Genomic DNA, 17,067 nt, shown 5'->3' with positions numbered 1-17,067 from the left:
CGGCGGTGTTCGAGGGCTGCATCCGCCGCACGTGCGGGCATCGTGGTTTCGACACGCTCGCTGGCGCTCGCTGCTCAACCGACGGTGGCGGGGCGGGTGTGCCAGAGCCACCAGAGCCCCACGAACGGCAGGACCAGCGGCAGCCAGCCGTAGCCGGCGCCGTACGACGACCAGACGGTCTGGTCGGGGAACAGCTCGGGGTCGAGGACGGTGATGGTGCCGACCGTCAGCACGCCGACGAGCTCGAACCCGACGGCGGCCCAGGCGACCCGGCGCGGCGAGGGGCCGACCTCGGCGAGGCCGAGGGTGGCGGCGATGTAGACGAGCCCGGCGACGGCCGACAGCGAGTAGGCGAGCGGCGCCTCGGACGCCTTGGTGGCCAGCTGGACGAGCGAGCGGGCGGTCGCGGCGAGGGCGAAGACGCCGTAGACGGCGACGAGGACGCGGCCGGTGCCCGTCCGGGTCGAGCTCACGAGGTCCACACCTGCAGCGCGCGTACGACGACGAAGGCCTGGGCGAGCCCCGCGACCATCAGCACGGCCGTCGCCCCCCGGCTCCGCTCCGCGAGCGACCAGAGGAACCCGATCGGCAGCAGCACGAGCCCGGCGAGGAGGTAGCCGAAGAGGGTGATCGCGCCGGCGCCCGGGATGTCGGCGTCGCCGACGCCGACAGCCGCCACCACGAGCAGGACCAGCGTGCCGAGCTCGATCACGCCGGCGAGGCCGAGCAGCCCCCAGTCGGGCGTGCGGTCGAGCGCGACGTACACCAGCACCACCAGAGTGAAGGCCAGCGAGGCCGCGATCAGCGCCAGGGGCAGGGGTCCGTCCACGAGGGCCGATTCTCGCAGAGCAGTCCTCACAGACCGGTCACAGGTCCGCGGCAGGTGGGCGACAGGTGGAGGCGGGAACGTCGGGCGCACACCGACCCGGAGGAACCGCATGAACCCGACCTACCTGCTCGCCGGCGTGGACCTGCTCGCCGTGCTCGTGCTCGCCCTGGCCGTCTACTACCCCCGCCACCGCCGGGCCGACCTCGTGACCGCCTTCGTCGCGGTCAACGTGGGCGTCCTCGCGGTCACGATCGTGCTGTCGAGCAGCACCGCGACCGTGGGCCTGGGGCTGGGCCTGTTCGGCGTCCTCTCGATCATCCGGCTGCGGTCCGACGAGCTCGGCCAGCACGAGATCGCCTACTACTTCGCCGCGCTCGCCATCGGCCTCCTCGGCGGCCTCGGCAGCGCCGACCCCGTCCTCGCCATCGTGCTGATGGCCGGCCTCGTGGGAGTCCTGGCGCTGGCCGACAGCAGGCTCCTGCACGGCACCGGACTGCGCCAGGTCGTCGTGCTGGACTCCGCGATCACCGACGAGCCGACGCTCGTCGAGCGACTCGAGCTGCTCCTCGACGCCCGCGTCACCCGGGTCACGCCGATCCGGGTGGACCTGGTCAACGACACCACCACCGTCGAGGTCCACTACGCTGCCACGCCACCGCCGGCACTGCCGAGCGCCGAGCGCCACGACGCCCCGGTGCTGACCCGATGAGCACCCCGATGAGCACCCCGACGACCTGGCTCGACCGGCTCCCCACCGTCTCCCTCGCCGAGCTCAACTCGGAGGCCGCGCTGCTCACCCGCGTCGACCGCAAGTACGTCGTCCCTGCCGGGGACCTCGACGCGCTGGTCGCCGGCGTGCCGGGGCTGCGCGTCCTCGAGGTCGACGGCCGGCGCGCCTCGCGCTACGAGTCGACGTACCTCGACACCGTCGGCCTCGACAGCTGGACGACCTCGGCGCAGGCGCGGCGGCGGCGGTGGAAGGTGCGGACGCGCGTGTACGCCGACACCGGTGAGCGCTGGTTGGAGGTGAAGACCCGCGGCGTGCGGGGCACGACGGTCAAGGAGCGGCTGCCCCACGACGACGCAGCGGTCACCACGGTCGCGGACGGCTGGGTGCGTGACCGGCTGGTGGCTGCGCGCGTGCACGGGGTGGACCCCGCGGACCTCGTGGCGACGCTGCACACGAGCTACCTGCGCACCACGCTCCTGCTCCCCGACGGGGCGGGCCGGGTCACCCTCGACCGCCACCTGCGGTGGGCCTCGGCGCACGGGACCGCGGAGGTCGGCGACGTGCTGGTCGTCGAGACCAAGTCGGCCTCCGCCGGGCCCGGGCCCCTCGACCGGCGTCTCTGGGAGCTCGGCCACCGGCCGACCCGCCTGTCGAAGTACGGCACCGGCTTGGCGCTGCTCACGCCCGACCTGCCGGGCAACCGCTGGCACCGGGTCACGTCCCGGCACCTCGCGGGCCACCTGACCGTCCGCACCGAGGTCGCGGCATGAGGGCGCGGCGGAGGTGGCTCGTCGCGACGGCGACGGCGGCCACGCTGGTGCTCGGCGGGTGCGCGGCCGTGTCCGACACGTCGGACATTTCCACGAGCGGCGCGGCACCCGCCACCAGGGAGGTGCCCGACGGCACCGGCGTCTGGGACGCCGACACCGTCCACGAGATCTCCGTCGAGGTCGACGACGACGCGGTCGCGGCGATGGTCGACACCTACCAGGAGACCGGGGAGAAGGACTGGATCGAGGCGACGGTCACCATCGACGGCGAGACCTACGACCGGGTCGGGCTCCGGCTGAAGGGCAACTCCTCGCTCCGCGGGGTCACCGACGACGCGGACCCCACGGAGCTGCCGTGGCTGCTCCGACTCGACGAGTTCGTGGAGGGCCAGTCCGTCGACGGCTCCCGCGAGCTCGTCGTCCGCAGCAACAGCTCCGCGACGGCCCTCAACGAGGCCGTGGCGCTCGACCTGCTCGCCGAGGCGGGGCTGGCCAGCGAGCACGCGGTCGCGTCGTCGTTCAGCGTCAACGGCGCGGACGCCCGGCTGAGACTGGTCGTGCAGAACCTCGACGAGGACTGGGAGGCGGAGAACTTCGCCGGCGAGGGGCTGCTCTACAAGGCCGAGGCCGGCGGCGACTGGTCCTACCGCGGCGACGACCCGGACGCCTACACCGACGTCTTCGACCAGGAGACCGGCGAGGACGACCTGACGCCGCTGATCAGCTTCCTCGACTTCGTCAACACCAGCAGCGACGAGGACTTCGCCGCCGAGCTGCCCGACCGCCTCGACATCGCGTCGTTCGCCCGCTACCTCGCCTTCGAGGAGCTGGTGGACAACTTCGACGACATCGACGGGCCGGGCAACAATTCCTACCTCCGGTACGACGTCGCCACCGGCGCCTTCACGGTGGTGGCCTGGGACCACAACCTCGCGTTCGGGGGCTCGCCCGGTGGTGGGCCCGGTGGCGGCTTCCCGGGAGGAGGCGACGGCGAGCGTCCGGAGGGCATGCCGACCGACAGGCCGACCGAGCTCCCGAGTGGGATGCCGGACGGCATGCGTCCCGGCGGTGGAGGGCCGGGCGGCGGCTCCAATGTCCTGGTCGAGCGCTTCACCGCCGTCGACGAGTGGGCCGACCTGGTCGAGGACGCGAAGGCCGACCTGGCCGCCGAGCTCTACGACAGCGGGTACGCCGAGGAGGTCCTCGACCGCTGGAGCGCACTGCTCACCGAGCAGGCGGGCGACCTCGTCGACGCCGCGACGGTCCAGGAGGAGGCTGACGCGATCCGGTCCTCGATCGCTGGTTGAGGTGCGAGGAGCGCCAGCCCCGCTCGCTGGTTGAGGTGCGAGGAGCGCCAGCGACGAGCCTCGAAACCATGCTGGTGAGTGTGGTTTCGAGGCTCGCTCCGCTCGCACCTCAACCACCAGGGGGCGCTCCGCTCGCACCTCAACCACCAGGGGGCGCTGCGCTCGCACCTCAACCACCGGGGGGCGCTGCGCTCGCACCTGAACCACCGGGAACGGGCGCTCGCACCTCAACCGCCGGGAGAGCGCTGGCGCCTCAACCAGCGGAGGTCCGCGACCGCGGCGGGAACTCCTTCATCGCGTGGTCGGCGATCTTCTTCATCATGAAGCCGTCGATGCCGCCGCCGACGAGACCGCCGGCGAGCGGGACGCCGCGCCCGAGGCGGGCGAGCAGCTTCTCGCTGACGCCGCGCATCAGCCGGAACCCCACGGCCTTGTTGACGATCATCAGCGCGGCCGGCGGCAACCCCTTGAGGGCGTACGACGTCGCGCGCCCGCTGACGCTGGTCATCCCGGCCTTCTGCAACACCTCCTCGGCGTCGGAGCCGACGAGGGTGAGCAGGATCGCGGTGCGCACGCGCGGCTCGCTGACGTCGTACCCGCGCAGGGTGGCGATGCCGGCGACCATGCGGACGGCCTGGAGGTAGAACTCCGCGACGTTGGCCGGCAGGGAGACCGGCATCGTGATGAAGCCGCCGAGCCCGGTGACGAAGCCACCCACTCCTCCGGTCACGGTGGCGCGCCGGGCGAGCGCGGCGGCGGCGCGCTCGGGGTCGCCGCCGGCCTTGGCGAGCGCCCGGTCGGCGACCTCCCGGACCGGGTCGAGGGGACCCCGGCCGTCGATCCCGACGTCGACGAGCAGGTCGAGGAGCCGGTCGACGGTGCCCGGCTCGGGGCGCGGGTCGCCGGCCACCTCGAGCGCGGGACGCTTCGCGTCGTCCTCGGAGCCGCGGCCGGGGATGAGGTCCTTGAGTCCCATGGGCACACCCTAGGAACTCCGACCCAGCGGCTCATCCCCCCGAGGGCGGGTCAGGACACCGACGAGCGGAATCCGCGCAGGCGCAGGCTGTTGGTCACCACGAAGACGCTGGAGAACGCCATCGCGGCGCCGGCGAGCATCGGGTTGAGCAGCCCGGCCGCGGCGAGCGGCAGCGCGGCGACGTTGTAGGCGAACGCCCAGAACAGGTTCCCCTTGATCGTCGACAGCGTGCGGCGGGCCAGCCGGATCGCGTCGACCGCGACCAGCAGGTCGCCCCGCACGAGGGTCAGGTCGCTGGCCTCGATGGCGACGTCGGTGCCGGTGCCCATGGCGAGCCCGAGGTCCGCCTGGGCGAGGGCCGCGGCGTCGTTGACCCCGTCGCCGACCATGGCGACGACCTTGCCGGCCGCCTGCAGCCGCTGCACCTCGGCGACCTTGTCGGCGGGCAGCACGTCGGCGACCACGGTGGCGATGCCGACCTCGGCGGCGACCCGCTCGGCGGCGCGCGCGTTGTCGCCGGTGAGCAGCACCGGCTCGAGGCCGAGGGCGCGCAGCTCCGCGACGGCCCGCGCGGACGTCGGCTTGACGGTGTCGCCGACGACGACCACGCCCCGGGCCCTGCCGTCCCAGCCGACGGCCACCGCGGTCGCGCCGCGCGCCTGGGCCGCGTCCACCGCCGCGGACAGCTCGGGGGGCAGGTGCTGGGACCACTCCTCCAGCAGGCTGGGGCGCCCCACGACGACCGCGTGCCCGTCGACGACGCCCTGGACGCCGAGCCCCTCGCGGTTGGCGAAGTCCTCAACGGTCGGTACCTGGGGACGTCCTGGTGGGTCTCCAGCCGATCTTCCGACCATTTCGTCCCTGGATACCGAGGCGGACGCGGCGATGGCCCGGCCGATCGGGTGCTCGGACGCGGCCTCCAGCGCGGCTGCGAGACGTCGTACGTCGTCGGGGTCCTCGCCGTCGGCGGCCACCACGTCGTGCACGGTCATCTCGCCGGTGGTGACGGTGCCGGTCTTGTCGAGCACGATCGTGTCGACGCGGCGGGTCGACTCCAGGACCTCCGGGCCCTTGATGAGGATGCCGAGCTGCGCGCCGCGGCCGGTGCCGACCATCAGCGCGGTCGGCGTGGCGAGCCCGAGGGCGCACGGGCAGGCGATGATGAGGACCGCGACGGCGGCGGTGAAGGCCGCGGTCGCACCCGACCCGGCGCCGAGCCAGAAGCCCAGGGTCGCGACCGCGAGTCCGATGACGATGGGCACGAAGATGCCGGAGATGCGGTCGGCGAGGCGCTGCACCTCAGCCTTGCCGTTCTGCGCGTCCTCGACGAGCCGTGCCATCTGGGCGAGCTGGGTGTCGGCGCCGACGCGCGTGGCACGCACGGTCAGCCGGCCGCCGGCGTTGACGGTCGCGCCGACCACGGGGTCGCCCGCCCCGACCTCGACCGGGACGGACTCGCCGGTGAGCATCGAGGCGTCGACCGCGGATGTGCCGTCGACGACCTCGCCGTCCGTCGCGACCTTCTCGCCGGGCCGCACCACGAACACGTCGCCGACCACCAGCTGCTCGATCGGGATCCGCGTCTCGCTCTGCCCACCCGAGGCGTCGTCGCGCAGCACGGCGACATCGCGCGCGCCGAGCTCCATGAGCGCGCGGAGCGCGGCGCCGGCCTGCCGCTTGGAGCGGTGCTCGAGCCAGCGGCCGGCGAGGATGAAGGTGGTGACCCCGGCCGCCGCCTCGAGGTAGATGTTGGCAGCACCGTCGGTGCGGTCGATGGAGATCCGGAACGGGTGCGTCATGCCCGGCTCGCCGGCCGTGCCGAGGAAGAGCGCCCACAGCGACCAGCCGAACGCGGCGAGCACGCCCACCGACACGAGCGTGTCCATCGTGGTCGCGCCGTGGCGGAGGTTGGTCCACGCCGCCCGGTGGAACGGCCAGGCGCCCCACACCACGACCGGGGCGGCGAGGGCGAGCGAGGCCCATTGCCAGTAGGTGAACTGCCACGCCGGCACCATCGCCATCGCGACGACGGGGACGCTCAGCGCGGCGCTGACCAGGAGCCGCTGCAGCAGCGGGTCGTGCTCGGGCTCGGCCGGCGCGGGCTCGTCGGGCGCGGCGGGCAGCGCGGCGGCGTACCCGGCGGCCTCGACGGTCCGCAGCAGGTCGTCGGTCGAAATCGTGCCCGGGTAGGACACCTTCGCCTTCTCGGTCGCGTAGTTGACCGTCGCGGAGACGCCGTCGAGCTTGTTGAGCTTGCGCTCGATGCGGTTGGCGCAGGACGCGCAGGTCATGCCGGTGATCGCCAGCTCGACGTCGGTGAGCCGGTCGGTGGTCCCGGTGGGCGCCTCAGTGGGCATGGTCGCCTCCCTCGCCGTCCTCGGTGTGGTCGCCGGCAGGCGCGCCTCCGGACTCGACGGTGAACGCCGCGGTGCGCACCGCGCCGCGGTGCTGGAAGTCGAGGAACAGCCGGTACGTCGCCGGCTCGGGGAACGCGGTCGCGAAGTCGATGCCCGGGCCGGGCGCGCCCTCCTCGGGGTGGACGTGCAGGTAGCCGAGGTCGCCGGCGCGGATCGCGACGAGGTGGCCGAAGGCGCCGAGGTAGGGCTCGAGGTCGGTGACCGGACGGCCGTCGAGCTCGATGCGCGTGGTGAGCACCGTGCCGGCACCGGGAGCGGTGTCGCCCTCCAACGTCACGGTGTAGGTGCCCTCGTCGGTCTCGACGGTGGCGGTGCGGTCGTCCGTGGGCAGCGGCCGGGGCACGAAGTCGCCGGACACGGCGAGGTCGTCGGCGAGGGTGATGCCGTCCCAGCCCGCGGGGGTGAAGTCGGCGATGACCCGCCACACGCCGGGTGCCAGCCGGACGTCGACCGACCAGGTCCCGGTGGATGGGTCGAGGGTGGGGTGCACGTGCTGGAAGCCGGTGAGGTCACGGCGTACGACGATGAGGTGCAGGTCCTTCTCGTGCTCGCGCGTGTAGCCGAGCAGTGGTCGTCCGCTGGAGGTGAGGACGCGGAAGGCGAGGCGCGTGCGGCCGGCGGTCACCTCACGGTCGGCGAGGGCGAGGGTGAACCCGTCGGCCCGGGCGGTCAGCCCGGTGGCCTCGGCGACGGCGGAGATGTGGTCGCCGTGCCGACCGGCGGCCTGCCCGGTCGTCTCCTCGTGAGGCTCCTCGCCGCCGTGGTCGGCCATCTCACCGGCGGCGGGCCGGGCGTCGAGGGGGCCCACGATCCGGCCCCCGCCCCAGGCCGCCGCGAAGGCGGCGACCAGGGCGGTGACGAAGGCGGCGACGCGCAGTGGGGTGCTCATGCCAATGCGTAGCCCGCCTCCTCGACGGCGGCCCGGACGGCCGACTCGTCGAGCGGGGCGGTGCTGGTGACAGTGACGGCGCCGGTCTCCACGACGACGGCGACGTCCTCGACGCCGGCGATCTCGGAGATCTCCTCGCTGACGGAGGCGGCGCAGTGCCCGCAGGTCATGCCGGTGACGGTGTAGGTGGTGGTCTCGCTCATGGTGATCTCTCTCTCGGTGGTTGAGGTGCGAGCGCGGCGAGCCTCGAAACCCGGTCAGGACCTCACGAGGCGGGCGATCGCCTCGGAGGCCTCCTTGAGCTTCTGCTCCTGCTCGGCGCCGCCCTGGCGGGCCGCGTCGACGAGGCAGTGGGCCATGTGGTCGTCGAGCAGCGAGAGCGCGAGGGCCTGCAGCGCCTTGGTCGCCGCCGACACCTGGGTGAGGATGTCGATGCAGTACTTCTCCTCCTCGACCATGCGCTGGATGCCGCGCACCTGGCCCTCGATGCGGCGCAGCCGCTTCAGGTGCGCCTGGACCGCGTCGTCGTTGCCCTCGAGGTGGCCGTGCTGCTCGCTCATGGGGGAAACCATACCCCTAGGGGGTATCTGGATCAAGGGTGTATCCACCCGTGGGGGTGGAATCTCGGTCAAAGTTCAGGCGTGGCGCGTCCCGACCTGCTGGTGGTCTGGTCCACCCGGCCTACAGTGGCGATGGCGATCCGGGGGGACGTCGGAGGGTGTGCAGTCGCGTGCGCTCTCCTTCTCCCGAGACCGAAGGACCGCACATGATGATCCGGGTAGCCCTGCTCGGCGGGGACGAGCTCGTGAGGCGTGGGCTCGACGGGATGCTCCGCACCCTGGGCGGCTTCGAGCTCGCCAGCGTGAAGGACCGCGAGCGGCTCCCGATCGACATCGCGCTGGTCGAGACCTTCGGCACCGCCCCGGACGACACCACGCTCGCCCGGGCGATCGCCGACCCGCACATCCGGCGGGTCGCGGTGTTCACCTGGAACCACCACCCCGGCCTCGTCCACGAGGTCGTGCGCAACGGGGTCTGCGGCTACCTCGGCAAGAGCCTCACCTCCGCGCAGCTCGGTCGGGCCCTGCTGGCCATCCACTCCGGCGACCAGGTCGTCGCCCCGGCGCTGTCGGCCACGCCCGCCGCCGAGGTGCGCGTGAACGGCGAGCTCGAGCAGCTCACCACCCGCGAGCGCGAGACGCTCGCCCACATCGCCACCGGACGCAGCAACGTCGAGATCGCCGCCTCGATGCAGATCTCGCTGAACTCGGTGAAGTCCTACATCCGCAGCGCCTACCGCAAGACCGGCGTCCAGAGCCGCAGCCAGGCCGTCCTCTGGGCGGTCTCGCACGGCCTCAGTGCGGAGGTGCTGGAGCGGGTCGTGTGAGGGCGGCCTCGCGGTCCGGCGCCGTCGCGCGGGTCCACTGGCCGCGGCTGATCAGCATCTCGCGCAGCACGTCGGGCCGGTCGGTGATGATCCCGTCGACCCCGGCGTCGAGCAGCGCGCGCATCGTGGCCGGGTCGTCGACGGTCCACACGACCACCCGGATGCCGAGGTCGTGCGCCCGGCCGATCACCCGCTCGGAGTGGATCGGCAGCCGGCCCAGCCGCATCGGCACGTGTGCGAAGGCGGCGCCCGGCGCCCCCATTCCGACGGGCCGCATCCCGCCGCGGGAGCACGCGACGAGCGCCGTGAGCGAGCGCCAGCCGAGCGCCGTGGTCACGCCCGGCGCCTCGTCCTGGAGGCGGCGCAGCCAGCGGCTCCAGGCCCCCGCCACGCAGATGCGCTCGGCCCAGCGCGGGTGGGTGGCGAGCAGGCGCGCCATGGCGCCGACCGACGCCTCGTCCTTGAGGTCGATGGCGAACCGCGCCTCCGGGAAGGCGGCCATCGCCTCGGCCAGGGTCGGGACCTGGTCGGTGCCGTGCACGCGCAGCCGGCGTACGTCGGCGAGGTCGAGGTCGGCGACCCGACCCGGGTGCCCGGTCACGCGCCGCAGCGTCGCGTCGTGGAAGCAGACCAGGTGCCCGTCGCGGGTGGTGTGCACGTCGGTCTCGAGGTGGGTGAGGCCCAGGGACGTGGCGCGTCCGAAGGCGGCGAGGGTGTTCTCGGGGGCGAGCGCCATGCCACCGCGGTGGGCGATGGCGAGCGGTCCGTCCCCGGCTCCGTAGCGGTGGTCGCCGTTGCTGGTCACGCACCCAGCATGGGTCGGCCCCGCCGGGCGTGTCGCGCCCGGACGGGGCCGTGGGGCGAGTGTTCACCGAGGCTTCGCGCACCGGCCGGGTGGCTCAGCTCCGGTAGCCACCCAGCAGCTCGGCGAGCCGCAGGTGCGGCTGCGCCTCGTCGCGGCGACCCTTGCGCTGCAGGGCCCGCCCGAGCAGCAGGTGGGCGTAGGGCTCGTTGGGGTCGTGCTCGAGGAGCTCGGTCGCCACGCGGATCGTGCCGTCGAGCTGGGCGGAGTGGAAGAGCGAGCGCGCCAGCAGCAGGCGTACGTCGGTGAGCTCGTGCACCACGTCGCCCGGGTCGTCGAGCAGCTCGGTGAGCATCACGGCGGCCTCGCGGTAGGCGCGCTCCTCGAAGAGGGCCTGGGCGCGGAGCCAGCGATCGTGCGTGGAGTCCTCGAGCAGGCCCGCGTGGCCGCGCAGCAGGTCCTCGAAGGGGGTGAAGTCGGTCATCGTCGCTCCTCTCGCGCAGACGTACCGCGTTCCGAGCGTGCGCCCGGATGCCGGTCCAACGCCGTACGTCGCCCGGCGATTCCGCGGAATACTTGGGCACCTGTCCCCGTTGAAGGTCGTACAAACTTCAACCACTGGAGGAAAATATGCAGTTCGGCATCTTCAGCGTCGGTGACGTCACCACGGACCCGACCACGGGGCGCACGGCGTCCGAGGCCGAGCGCATCGACCTGATGACGAAGGTCGCGCTCAAGGCCGAGGAGGTCGGGCTCGACGTCTTCGCCACGGGTGAGCACCACAACCCGCCCTTCGTCGTGTCGTCGCCCACCACCCACCTCGGCTACATCGCGGCGAAGACCGAGAAGCTGCTGCTCTCCACGAGCACCACGCTCATCACGACCAACGACCCGGTGAAGATCGCCGAGGACTACGCCTTCCTGCAGCACCTGTCCGGCGGCCGGGTCGACCTGATGATGGGCCGCGGCAACACCGGCCCGGTCTACCCGTGGTTCGGCAAGGACATCCGCGACGGCATCAAGCTCGCCGTGGAGAACTACCACCTGCTCCGCAAGCTCTGGCGCGAGCCGGTCGTCAACTGGCAGGGCCAGTTCCGCACCCCGCTGCAGGGCTACACCTCGACCCCCGCGCCGCTCGACGGCACGCCGCCCTTCGTCTGGCACGGCTCGATCCGCAGCACCGAGATCGCCGAGCAGGCGGCCTACTACGGCGACGGGTTCTTCCACAACCACATCTTCTGGAACAAGGAGCACACCGAGCAGCTGGTGCGGCTCTACCGCCGCCGCTTCGAGTTCTACGGCCACGGCGCGGCCGACCAGGCGTACGTCGGGCTCGGCGGCCAGGTGTTCATGGCCTCGAGCGAGGCGGAGGCCAAGCGTGTCTACCGCCCGTACTTCGACAACGCCCCGGTCTACGGCCACGGGCCCTCCCTGGAGGACTACACCCGCATGACGCCGTTGACCGTCGGCACCCCCGAGCAGGTCATCGAGCGCACCCTCGGCTTCGCCGACTACGTCGGTGACTACCAGCGCCAGCTGTTCCTCGCCGACCACGCCGGCCTGCCGGAGTCGCTGGTGCTGGAGCAGGTCGAGATGCTCGGCACCGAGGTGGTGCCCGTCCTCCGCAAGGAGTTCGAGCGCCGTCGCCCGGCCCACGTGCCCAGCGACCCGCCCACCCACGCCTCGCTCGTGGCCGCGGGCCCCGACGCCCCGCACCACCTCGTCGAGCCCGCTCGGGCCCGGGTCGAGGAGATGCAGGCCGAGGCCGCCGAGCGCGAGTCCGCGCAGGTCGACGCATGACCCGACGCATCGTGGTGGTGACGGCGGGGCTGACCGTCCCGTCCTCCACCCGGCTGCTCGCCGACCAGATCGCCGAGGCCACCTCCGCGCAGGTGTCGGCGCGGGGGGAGTCGGTCGACGTCGAGCACGTCGAGCTCCGCGAGGTCGCCGGCGAGCTCGCCACCTTCATGGTGACCGGCGGCGTGCCCACGCCCCGCCTGACCGAGCTGCGCGAGCAGGTCGCGACCGCCGACGGGCTGATCGCGGTCACCCCGGTCTTCAACGGCAGCTACAGCGGGCTGTTCAAGATGTTCTTCGACGCCGTCGACAAGGACTCGCTCACCGGGACCCCGGTGCTCATCGCAGCCACTGCCGGCACCGCCCGCCACTCCCTGGTGCTCGACCACGCGATGCGGCCGCTCTTCACCTACCTCCGCTCGGTCGTGGTGCCCACCGGCGTGTTCGCGGCCACGGAGGACTTCGGCAGCCACGGTCTCGCCGACCGCATCACGCGCGCAGCGGCCGAGCTCGCGGCCGCGGTGCTCAGCCAGGGCGCGTACGCCGTCGGCGGCTTCGCGCCCGACCTGGCCGCTCGCCCGCGCCGCACGTCCGGCACGCAGGTCGAGGCCGACGTGACGCCGTTCGGCGACCTGCTGCGCGGGCACTCCGGCTCCGACTGACGACCTGACCGGCACGACAGGCTCGCCGGCCCGCCCCGGCGGGTGTGCTGGCGCCGCGGCGGGCGTGGTTGCGTGGCAACCGTGAACGACATCGTGTGGAGCTACCGCGACAGCACGTGGAGCGAGGACAACGACCTCGTCGGCTACGAGGTCGAGGCCGACGGCGGCAGCATCGGCAAGGTCGACGAGGCCAGCACCGACACCGCGGCCCAGTGGCTCGTGGTGGACACCGGCTTCTGGATCTTCGGAAAGAAGCGGGTGATCCCGGCGGGCGTGGTGGTCGGCATGGACCACGACGCGCGGCGGGTGATCATCAGCATGAGCAAGGACCAGGTGAAGGCCGCCCCCGACTACGACGACGCCGACTGGGCCAGTGAGGACGCGCGGCTCAAGCACGCCGCCTACTACGAGCCCTACGCCGGGCAGGACCGCGACTGACGTGTCGCCGATCCGCGTGCGCCCCCTCGGCGGCGGCCTGGGCTGCCTCGTCATGATCGCGGTGTCCGTCGTGCTCTCGGTGCTGCTCACGGTGCTCCTGAACCTCGGTCGCTGAGCCCGGACCATCGGGCTGTGCCGCAACGGCCGCGCATGTCGTCGGTGGGTGGTTTGATGGCCGCGCCATGACCCGATGGACCGCCAGCCAGGTGACCGAGGTCGCGCCTGACGCGTCCTCGCTGGCGGCCGCGCGCAAGCTCGCGGTGCCGGGTCCGTGGCGGGAGACCGGGTGCAGCGACGTACTGGTCTGGGGGCGGTGCCAGGGGAGCGGCAAGACGCCCTACCAGGTGAGCGTCGACCTCGTCGGCCCTGCCTACCGCTGCTCGTGCCCGAGCCGGAAGTTCCCCTGCAAGCACGCGCTCGCCCTGCTCATGCTGTGGTCCGAGGGCGTCATCGACGAGTCGGGCCAGATCGCGGACTTCGCCGACGAGTGGGCCGCCCAACGGGCCGAGCGCGCGGCTAGGCCGGCGCGCACCGCCGAGAGCACGTCCGACCCGGCAGCGCAGGCCAGGCGCCTCGAGCAGCGGCTCGCGCGGATGGATGCCGGCGTCGAGGACTTCCGGCTCTGGCTGGCCGACCTCGTGCGCAGTGGCCTCGCCGCCGCTCGCACCCAGCCCTACTCCTACTGGGACACCGCCGCCGCGCGGCTCGTCGACGCGCAGCTGCCGGCACTGGCCGAGCGGGTCCGCGAGGCGGGGTCGCAGGTGCACGCCCGGCGCGAGTGGTCGACGTACCTCCTCGCGGAGGTCGGGCGCTGGTGGACCATCACCTGCGCGTGGCAGGCCCGGGCGGCCCTCGACGATGAGGGGATGGCCGACGTGCGGGTCGCCGTCGGGTGGGCGCAGTCGAGCGAGGACGTGCGCGACGCCGACGTGCGCCCGGGGCCGTGGACCGTCCTCGGCGCGGTGCGCACCGACGACGGCCGGCTCCAGCAGCAGCGGACCTGGCTGGCGCACGACGACGGCGAGGTGGTGGCTGTCCTCGACTTCGCCGGCTACGGCCAGGCCCTGGCCGTGCCGCAGCTGAGTGGCGCCCGGCTCGACGTCGACGTCTCGCGCTACCCCGGCTCGGCGCCACGCCGGGCGCTGTTCCGCGACCCGCCGACGGGGGCCGTGCCGGTGACCGGGCTGCCGGGTCGCACCACCCTGGCCGGCGTGCACGCAGCCGCCGCCGCAGGACTCGCCCGGGCGCCGTGGCGCGACCTCCACCCGGCCCCGCTCGCCGGCGTACGCCTCGTGCGCGAGGACGGTCAGTGGCGGGTCAGCGACGCGACCGGGTCGCTCCCGGTGGCCGATGCGTCGACCGTGTGGACCCTGCTGGCCGTGAGTGGTGGTGAGCCGGTGGACGTCTTCGGCGAGGTCGAGTCCGGAGCGTTCCGGCCGCTCGCCGCCTGGCTGGACGACGGGGTGCTGGCCCTGTGAGCGCCGTCGACCGGTGGCTGGGCGACGTCGCGACGTCCGCCCTCGTGGGCAGCGCGCGGCGTGAGCCCCCGAGCGCCCCGCCCGAGCTCCAGCTGGAGGCGGGCGACCAGTCCGCGGAGCACCGGCTGCTCGCCGCGGCCGCGGTCGCGGACGCCCTGTCCCGCGGTGGCGCGCCGCTGCCGCCGCCGAGCGACGCGGCGCTGGGCGCGGCCGCCGAGGTCCGCACGGCCGCCTCCGACCGCGCCGCCCAGCTGCTCACCCTGCTGCTGACGCAGCCGCCGGTGTCCAAGGCCGCGCGCGACGAGCTCGTCGTGGAGTGGCTGCGACTGGCCGACGCCGCCGACCAGCGCGTGCCGTGGCCGCTGTTGCCCGTCCTGCTGGACTTCGCGGCCGGCCGGGGCCGCGTCGCCACGGCGCTGGGCGGCACGCTCGGTGCGCGCGGCCGCTGGCTGGCCGGGCTCAACGAGGCCTGGTCCGCCCTCCTCGTCGACGCCGACGAGCCGCGTCCCGCCGTCGAGGTCGACTGGGTCGAGGCGTGGCCGACGATGTCGAGCGCCGAGGCGGCCGCCGCGTTCGCGCTCGGCCGGCGGGCCGACCCCGCGGTGGCCCGCGAGCTGCTCGAGGCGCAGTGGTCGACGGCGTCGGCGAAGGTGCGCGCCGACGCGCTCCGCGCCCTCGCCCCCGGCCTGTCGACGGCCGACGAGCCCTTGCTGGAGCGGGCGCTCGACGACCGGGCGAAGTCGGTCCGCGAGGCGGCCGCCGCGATGCTCGACCGGCTCCCCGACAGCGCGCGGGCCGCCCGGATGGCCGGGCGCCTGCGCCGGCTGGTCCACGTCAAGGGCCTGCTCGTCCGGCACCTCGAGGTGGACGTGCCCGACGCGCCGGACGAGGCGGCGGTGCGCGACGGGCTGACGGCGCCCGCCAAGGGCGTCAGCCCGGCGCCGACGGTGTGGCTGTCGCAGGTCGTGCGCGGCGCGCCGCTGGCGACCTGGACCGACATCACGGGTCGCGACCCCGCGGCCACGCTCACGATGGTGCGCGACGCCGACGTGCTCGCGTGGATCACGGAGGCTGTCCTCGACCGCAGCGACACCGACTGGGCCGTGGCGCTCGTCGACCACGGCGCACCGGACCCGCGCCTGTTGTGGCTGCTCCCCGAGGAGCGCCGGGCGAGGCTCCTGGCCGACTGGGTCGAGCGCCCCGCCCGCGGCCGCGACCTGCGTGGCCTGCTCGGCGACGCGCCCCGGCCCTGGCCCGACGACCTCGGCCGCGCCGTCCTCGGACGGATCCAGGGCGACCGGACCGACCCGTCGTTCGGCTACGCCGTGGCCCCGCTCCTGCCCGTCGCGCTCGGCCCCGGCCTCGCTCCCGAGGTCGAGCGAGCCCTCACGCGCCTGCCCGAGGACGCGAGCCACCTGCGCCGTGCCCTCACCGAGACCCTGCAGCTCCACGCGTTCCGCACATCCCTCACGGAGGCCTTCAGATGACGACCACGCAGCCCACGCCCGACGTGCTCCGCCAGCACGCCGAGGACGCGTACGCCGACGAGCTGGCCGCGCTGGCCGCCGTCGACGACCGGCCGCGGCCGCCGTCGTGGCACCTCTCGCCGTGGGCCGTGGCCACCTACGTCCTCGGCGGGGAGCTGCCCGACGGCACCCGGATCACCCCGAAGTACCTCGGCCAGCGCCGGCTGGTCGAGGTGGCGATCTCGTCGCTGGCCACCGACCGGGCGCTGCTGCTGCTCGGCGTCCCCGGCACGGCCAAGTCGTGGCTCGGCGAGCACCTCGCGGCCGCGATCAGCGGCCGCTCCACGCTCGTCGTGCAGGGCACGGCGGGCACCCAGGAGGAGGCGCTGCGCTACGGCTGGAACTACGCGCGGCTGCTCGCCGAGGGGCCGTCCCGCGAGGCCCTCGTCGCCGGTCCGGTGATGCGGGCCATGGAGACCGGCGCGATCGCCCGCGTCGAGGAGCTGACCCGCATCCCGTCCGACGTGCAGGACTCGCTCATCAGCATCCTGTCGGAGAAGACGCTGCCCGTGCCCGAGCTCGACGAGGAGGTGCAGGCGAAGCCGGGCTTCAACCTCATCGCCACCGCCAACAACCGCGACAAGGGCGTCAACGACCTGTCGTCCGCGCTGCGCCGCCGCTTCAACACCCTGGTGCTGCCCCTGCCCGACTCCCTCGACCAGGAGGTGGAGATCGTCCGCACCCGCGTCACCGCCCTCGGTGCGTCCCTCGAGCTCCCGGCCGACCTCGCCTCGCTCTCGGAGATCGAGCGGGTCGTCACGGTGATGCGCGAGCTGCGCAGCGGCGTGACCAGCGACCAGCGCACGACCATCAAGTCGCCCAGCGCGACGCTGTCCACCGCCGAGGCGATCTCGGTGATGACCAACGGGCTCGCGCTCGCCGCCCACTTCGGCGACGGCACGGTGCGGGCCGAGGACGTCGCCGGCGGCCTCGTCGGCGCGGTCGTCAAGGACCCGGTGCAGGACCGGCTCGTGTGGCAGGAGTACCTCGAGACGGTGATGCGCAACCGCAAGGAGTGGAGCGACCTCTACCGCGCCTGCCGGGACCTCGGCTGAGCCG

The 17,067-nt window shown here is 73.7% G+C and carries 19 protein-coding genes; 10 read left to right on the top strand and 9 right to left on the bottom strand.

Annotated features, from left to right (window positions below; translation table 11 throughout):
• Positions 1 to 74: 74 nt before the first annotated feature.
• Positions 75 to 473: a hypothetical protein gene (locus Q9S36_RS31650; protein ID WP_311288807.1), complete on the bottom strand. Its 399-nt coding sequence runs from the start codon at positions 471 to 473 to the stop codon at positions 75 to 77.
• Positions 470 to 829 carry a hypothetical protein gene (locus tag Q9S36_RS31645; RefSeq protein WP_311288806.1) on the bottom strand — a complete coding sequence of 120 codons (360 nt, stop codon included), beginning with the start codon at positions 827 to 829 and terminating at the stop codon, positions 470 to 472. The genes Q9S36_RS31650 and Q9S36_RS31645 overlap by 4 nt, the downstream gene beginning before the upstream one ends.
• Before the next feature lie 109 nt (positions 830 to 938).
• Between Q9S36_RS31645 and Q9S36_RS31640 the strand changes: the two genes are divergently transcribed.
• Genes Q9S36_RS31640 through Q9S36_RS31630 form a run of 3 tightly spaced genes read left to right on the top strand, consistent with a single transcriptional unit; the run spans position 939 to position 3,636 of the window.
• Entirely contained in the window at positions 939 to 1,538 is a 600-nt protein-coding gene (locus Q9S36_RS31640; RefSeq protein ID WP_311288805.1) for a DUF4956 domain-containing protein, read from the top strand.
• An 8-nt stretch (positions 1,539 to 1,546) separates the two neighbouring features.
• Positions 1,547 to 2,329: a polyphosphate polymerase domain-containing protein gene (locus Q9S36_RS31635; protein ID WP_311288804.1), complete on the top strand. Its 783-nt coding sequence runs from the start codon at positions 1,547 to 1,549 to the stop codon at positions 2,327 to 2,329.
• Entirely contained in the window at positions 2,326 to 3,636 is a 1,311-nt protein-coding gene (locus Q9S36_RS31630; protein WP_311288803.1) for a CotH kinase family protein, read from the top strand. Before Q9S36_RS31635 ends, Q9S36_RS31630 begins: the two co-directional genes overlap by 4 nt.
• 253 nt (positions 3,637 to 3,889) lie before the next feature.
• On the opposite strand, the gene Q9S36_RS31625 is transcribed toward Q9S36_RS31630, so the two are convergent.
• From Q9S36_RS31625 to Q9S36_RS31605, 5 genes are read right to left on the bottom strand one after another with little or no spacing between them, the layout of a single operon-like run.
• Positions 3,890 to 4,612 (bottom strand): EcsC family protein, encoded by a 723-nt coding sequence (locus Q9S36_RS31625; RefSeq protein ID WP_311288802.1) that lies wholly within the window; start codon positions 4,610 to 4,612, stop codon positions 3,890 to 3,892.
• Between the two features lie 50 nt (positions 4,613 to 4,662).
• Positions 4,663 to 6,969: a heavy metal translocating P-type ATPase gene (locus tag Q9S36_RS31620; RefSeq protein WP_311288801.1), complete on the bottom strand. Its 2,307-nt coding sequence runs from the start codon at positions 6,967 to 6,969 to the stop codon at positions 4,663 to 4,665.
• A complete protein-coding gene (locus tag Q9S36_RS31615) occupies positions 6,959 to 7,918 on the bottom strand; it encodes a hypothetical protein (protein ID WP_311288800.1) in 960 nt (319 codons plus the stop codon). The genes Q9S36_RS31620 and Q9S36_RS31615 overlap by 11 nt, the downstream gene beginning before the upstream one ends.
• Entirely contained in the window at positions 7,915 to 8,121 is a 207-nt protein-coding gene (locus Q9S36_RS31610; protein WP_311288799.1) for a heavy-metal-associated domain-containing protein, read from the bottom strand. The genes Q9S36_RS31615 and Q9S36_RS31610 overlap by 4 nt, the downstream gene beginning before the upstream one ends.
• 54 nt (positions 8,122 to 8,175) lie before the next feature.
• Complete coding sequence (locus Q9S36_RS31605; RefSeq protein ID WP_311288798.1) at positions 8,176 to 8,478, bottom strand: metal-sensitive transcriptional regulator; 303 nt, start codon at positions 8,476 to 8,478, stop codon at positions 8,176 to 8,178.
• 206 nt (positions 8,479 to 8,684) lie between these two features.
• On the opposite strand from Q9S36_RS31605, the gene Q9S36_RS31600 reads away from it, so the two are divergent.
• Positions 8,685 to 9,305, top strand: a complete 621-nt coding sequence (locus Q9S36_RS31600) for a response regulator transcription factor (RefSeq protein ID WP_311288797.1) — start codon at positions 8,685 to 8,687, stop codon at positions 9,303 to 9,305.
• Here the strand turns inward: Q9S36_RS31600 and Q9S36_RS31595 are convergent.
• Positions 9,274 to 10,110, bottom strand: a complete 837-nt coding sequence (locus Q9S36_RS31595) for a glycerophosphodiester phosphodiesterase family protein (protein ID WP_311288796.1) — start codon at positions 10,108 to 10,110, stop codon at positions 9,274 to 9,276. The genes Q9S36_RS31600 and Q9S36_RS31595 overlap by 32 nt on opposite strands.
• A gap of 94 nt (positions 10,111 to 10,204) precedes the next feature.
• On the bottom strand, positions 10,205 to 10,591 hold the full coding sequence (locus tag Q9S36_RS31590; protein WP_311288795.1) for a tetratricopeptide repeat protein: 387 nt from the start codon (positions 10,589 to 10,591) through the stop codon (positions 10,205 to 10,207).
• 146 nt (positions 10,592 to 10,737) lie between these two features.
• Between Q9S36_RS31590 and Q9S36_RS31585 the strand changes: the two genes are divergently transcribed.
• The 6 genes from Q9S36_RS31585 to Q9S36_RS31560 all read left to right on the top strand — a co-directional run bounded on the left by Q9S36_RS31585 (position 10,738) and on the right by Q9S36_RS31560 (position 17,063).
• Entirely contained in the window at positions 10,738 to 11,907 is a 1,170-nt protein-coding gene (locus Q9S36_RS31585) for an LLM class flavin-dependent oxidoreductase (RefSeq protein ID WP_311288794.1), read from the top strand.
• On the top strand, positions 11,904 to 12,566 hold the full coding sequence (locus Q9S36_RS31580; RefSeq protein WP_311288793.1) for an FMN reductase: 663 nt from the start codon (positions 11,904 to 11,906) through the stop codon (positions 12,564 to 12,566). Before Q9S36_RS31585 ends, Q9S36_RS31580 begins: the two co-directional genes overlap by 4 nt.
• Before the next feature lie 81 nt (positions 12,567 to 12,647).
• A complete protein-coding gene (locus Q9S36_RS31575; RefSeq protein ID WP_311288792.1) occupies positions 12,648 to 13,004 on the top strand; it encodes a PRC-barrel domain-containing protein in 357 nt (118 codons plus the stop codon).
• Positions 13,005 to 13,186: 182 nt separating this feature from the next.
• Positions 13,187 to 14,482, top strand: a complete 1,296-nt coding sequence (locus Q9S36_RS31570) for an SWIM zinc finger family protein (RefSeq protein ID WP_311288791.1) — start codon at positions 13,187 to 13,189, stop codon at positions 14,480 to 14,482.
• Positions 14,479 to 15,969 carry a DUF5691 domain-containing protein gene (locus Q9S36_RS31565; protein WP_311288790.1) on the top strand — a complete coding sequence of 497 codons (1,491 nt, stop codon included), beginning with the start codon at positions 14,479 to 14,481 and terminating at the stop codon, positions 15,967 to 15,969. The genes Q9S36_RS31570 and Q9S36_RS31565 overlap by 4 nt, the downstream gene beginning before the upstream one ends.
• Positions 15,966 to 17,063 (top strand): AAA family ATPase, encoded by a 1,098-nt coding sequence (locus tag Q9S36_RS31560; RefSeq protein ID WP_311288789.1) that lies wholly within the window; start codon positions 15,966 to 15,968, stop codon positions 17,061 to 17,063. Before Q9S36_RS31565 ends, Q9S36_RS31560 begins: the two co-directional genes overlap by 4 nt.
• Positions 17,064 to 17,067 lie beyond the last annotated feature (4 nt).

It is taken from the genome of Microbacterium sp. ARD31 (genome assembly GCF_031844425.1).
The sequence above is the reverse complement of the archived record's forward strand: the minus strand, read 5'-3'. Positions and strand labels throughout refer to the sequence as shown.

Bases quoted from the DNA above. Each gene is read 5' to 3' on its own strand.
- Q9S36_RS31640 (WP_311288805.1), top strand. From the start codon at position 939: ATGAACCCGACCTACCTGCTCGCCGGCGTGGACCTGCTCGCCGTGCTC.
- Q9S36_RS31635 (WP_311288804.1), top strand. From the start codon at position 1,547: ATGAGCACCCCGACGACCTGGCTCGACCGGCTCCCCACCGTCTCCCTC.
- Q9S36_RS31630 (WP_311288803.1), top strand. From the start codon at position 2,326: ATGAGGGCGCGGCGGAGGTGGCTCGTCGCGACGGCGACGGCGGCCACG.
- Q9S36_RS31625 (WP_311288802.1), bottom strand. From the start codon at position 4,612: ATGGGACTCAAGGACCTCATCCCCGGCCGCGGCTCCGAGGACGACGCG.
- Q9S36_RS31620 (WP_311288801.1), bottom strand. From the start codon at position 6,969: ATGCCCACTGAGGCGCCCACCGGGACCACCGACCGGCTCACCGACGTC.
- Q9S36_RS31615 (WP_311288800.1), bottom strand. From the start codon at position 7,918: ATGAGCACCCCACTGCGCGTCGCCGCCTTCGTCACCGCCCTGGTCGCC.
- Q9S36_RS31610 (WP_311288799.1), bottom strand. From the start codon at position 8,121: ATGAGCGAGACCACCACCTACACCGTCACCGGCATGACCTGCGGGCAC.
- Q9S36_RS31605 (WP_311288798.1), bottom strand. From the start codon at position 8,478: ATGAGCGAGCAGCACGGCCACCTCGAGGGCAACGACGACGCGGTCCAG.
- Q9S36_RS31600 (WP_311288797.1), top strand. From the start codon at position 8,685: ATGATGATCCGGGTAGCCCTGCTCGGCGGGGACGAGCTCGTGAGGCGT.
- Q9S36_RS31590 (WP_311288795.1), bottom strand. From the start codon at position 10,591: ATGACCGACTTCACCCCCTTCGAGGACCTGCTGCGCGGCCACGCGGGC.
- Q9S36_RS31585 (WP_311288794.1), top strand. From the start codon at position 10,738: ATGCAGTTCGGCATCTTCAGCGTCGGTGACGTCACCACGGACCCGACC.
- Q9S36_RS31580 (WP_311288793.1), top strand. From the start codon at position 11,904: ATGACCCGACGCATCGTGGTGGTGACGGCGGGGCTGACCGTCCCGTCC.
- Q9S36_RS31570 (WP_311288791.1), top strand. From the start codon at position 13,187: ATGACCCGATGGACCGCCAGCCAGGTGACCGAGGTCGCGCCTGACGCG.
- Q9S36_RS31560 (WP_311288789.1), top strand. From the start codon at position 15,966: ATGACGACCACGCAGCCCACGCCCGACGTGCTCCGCCAGCACGCCGAG.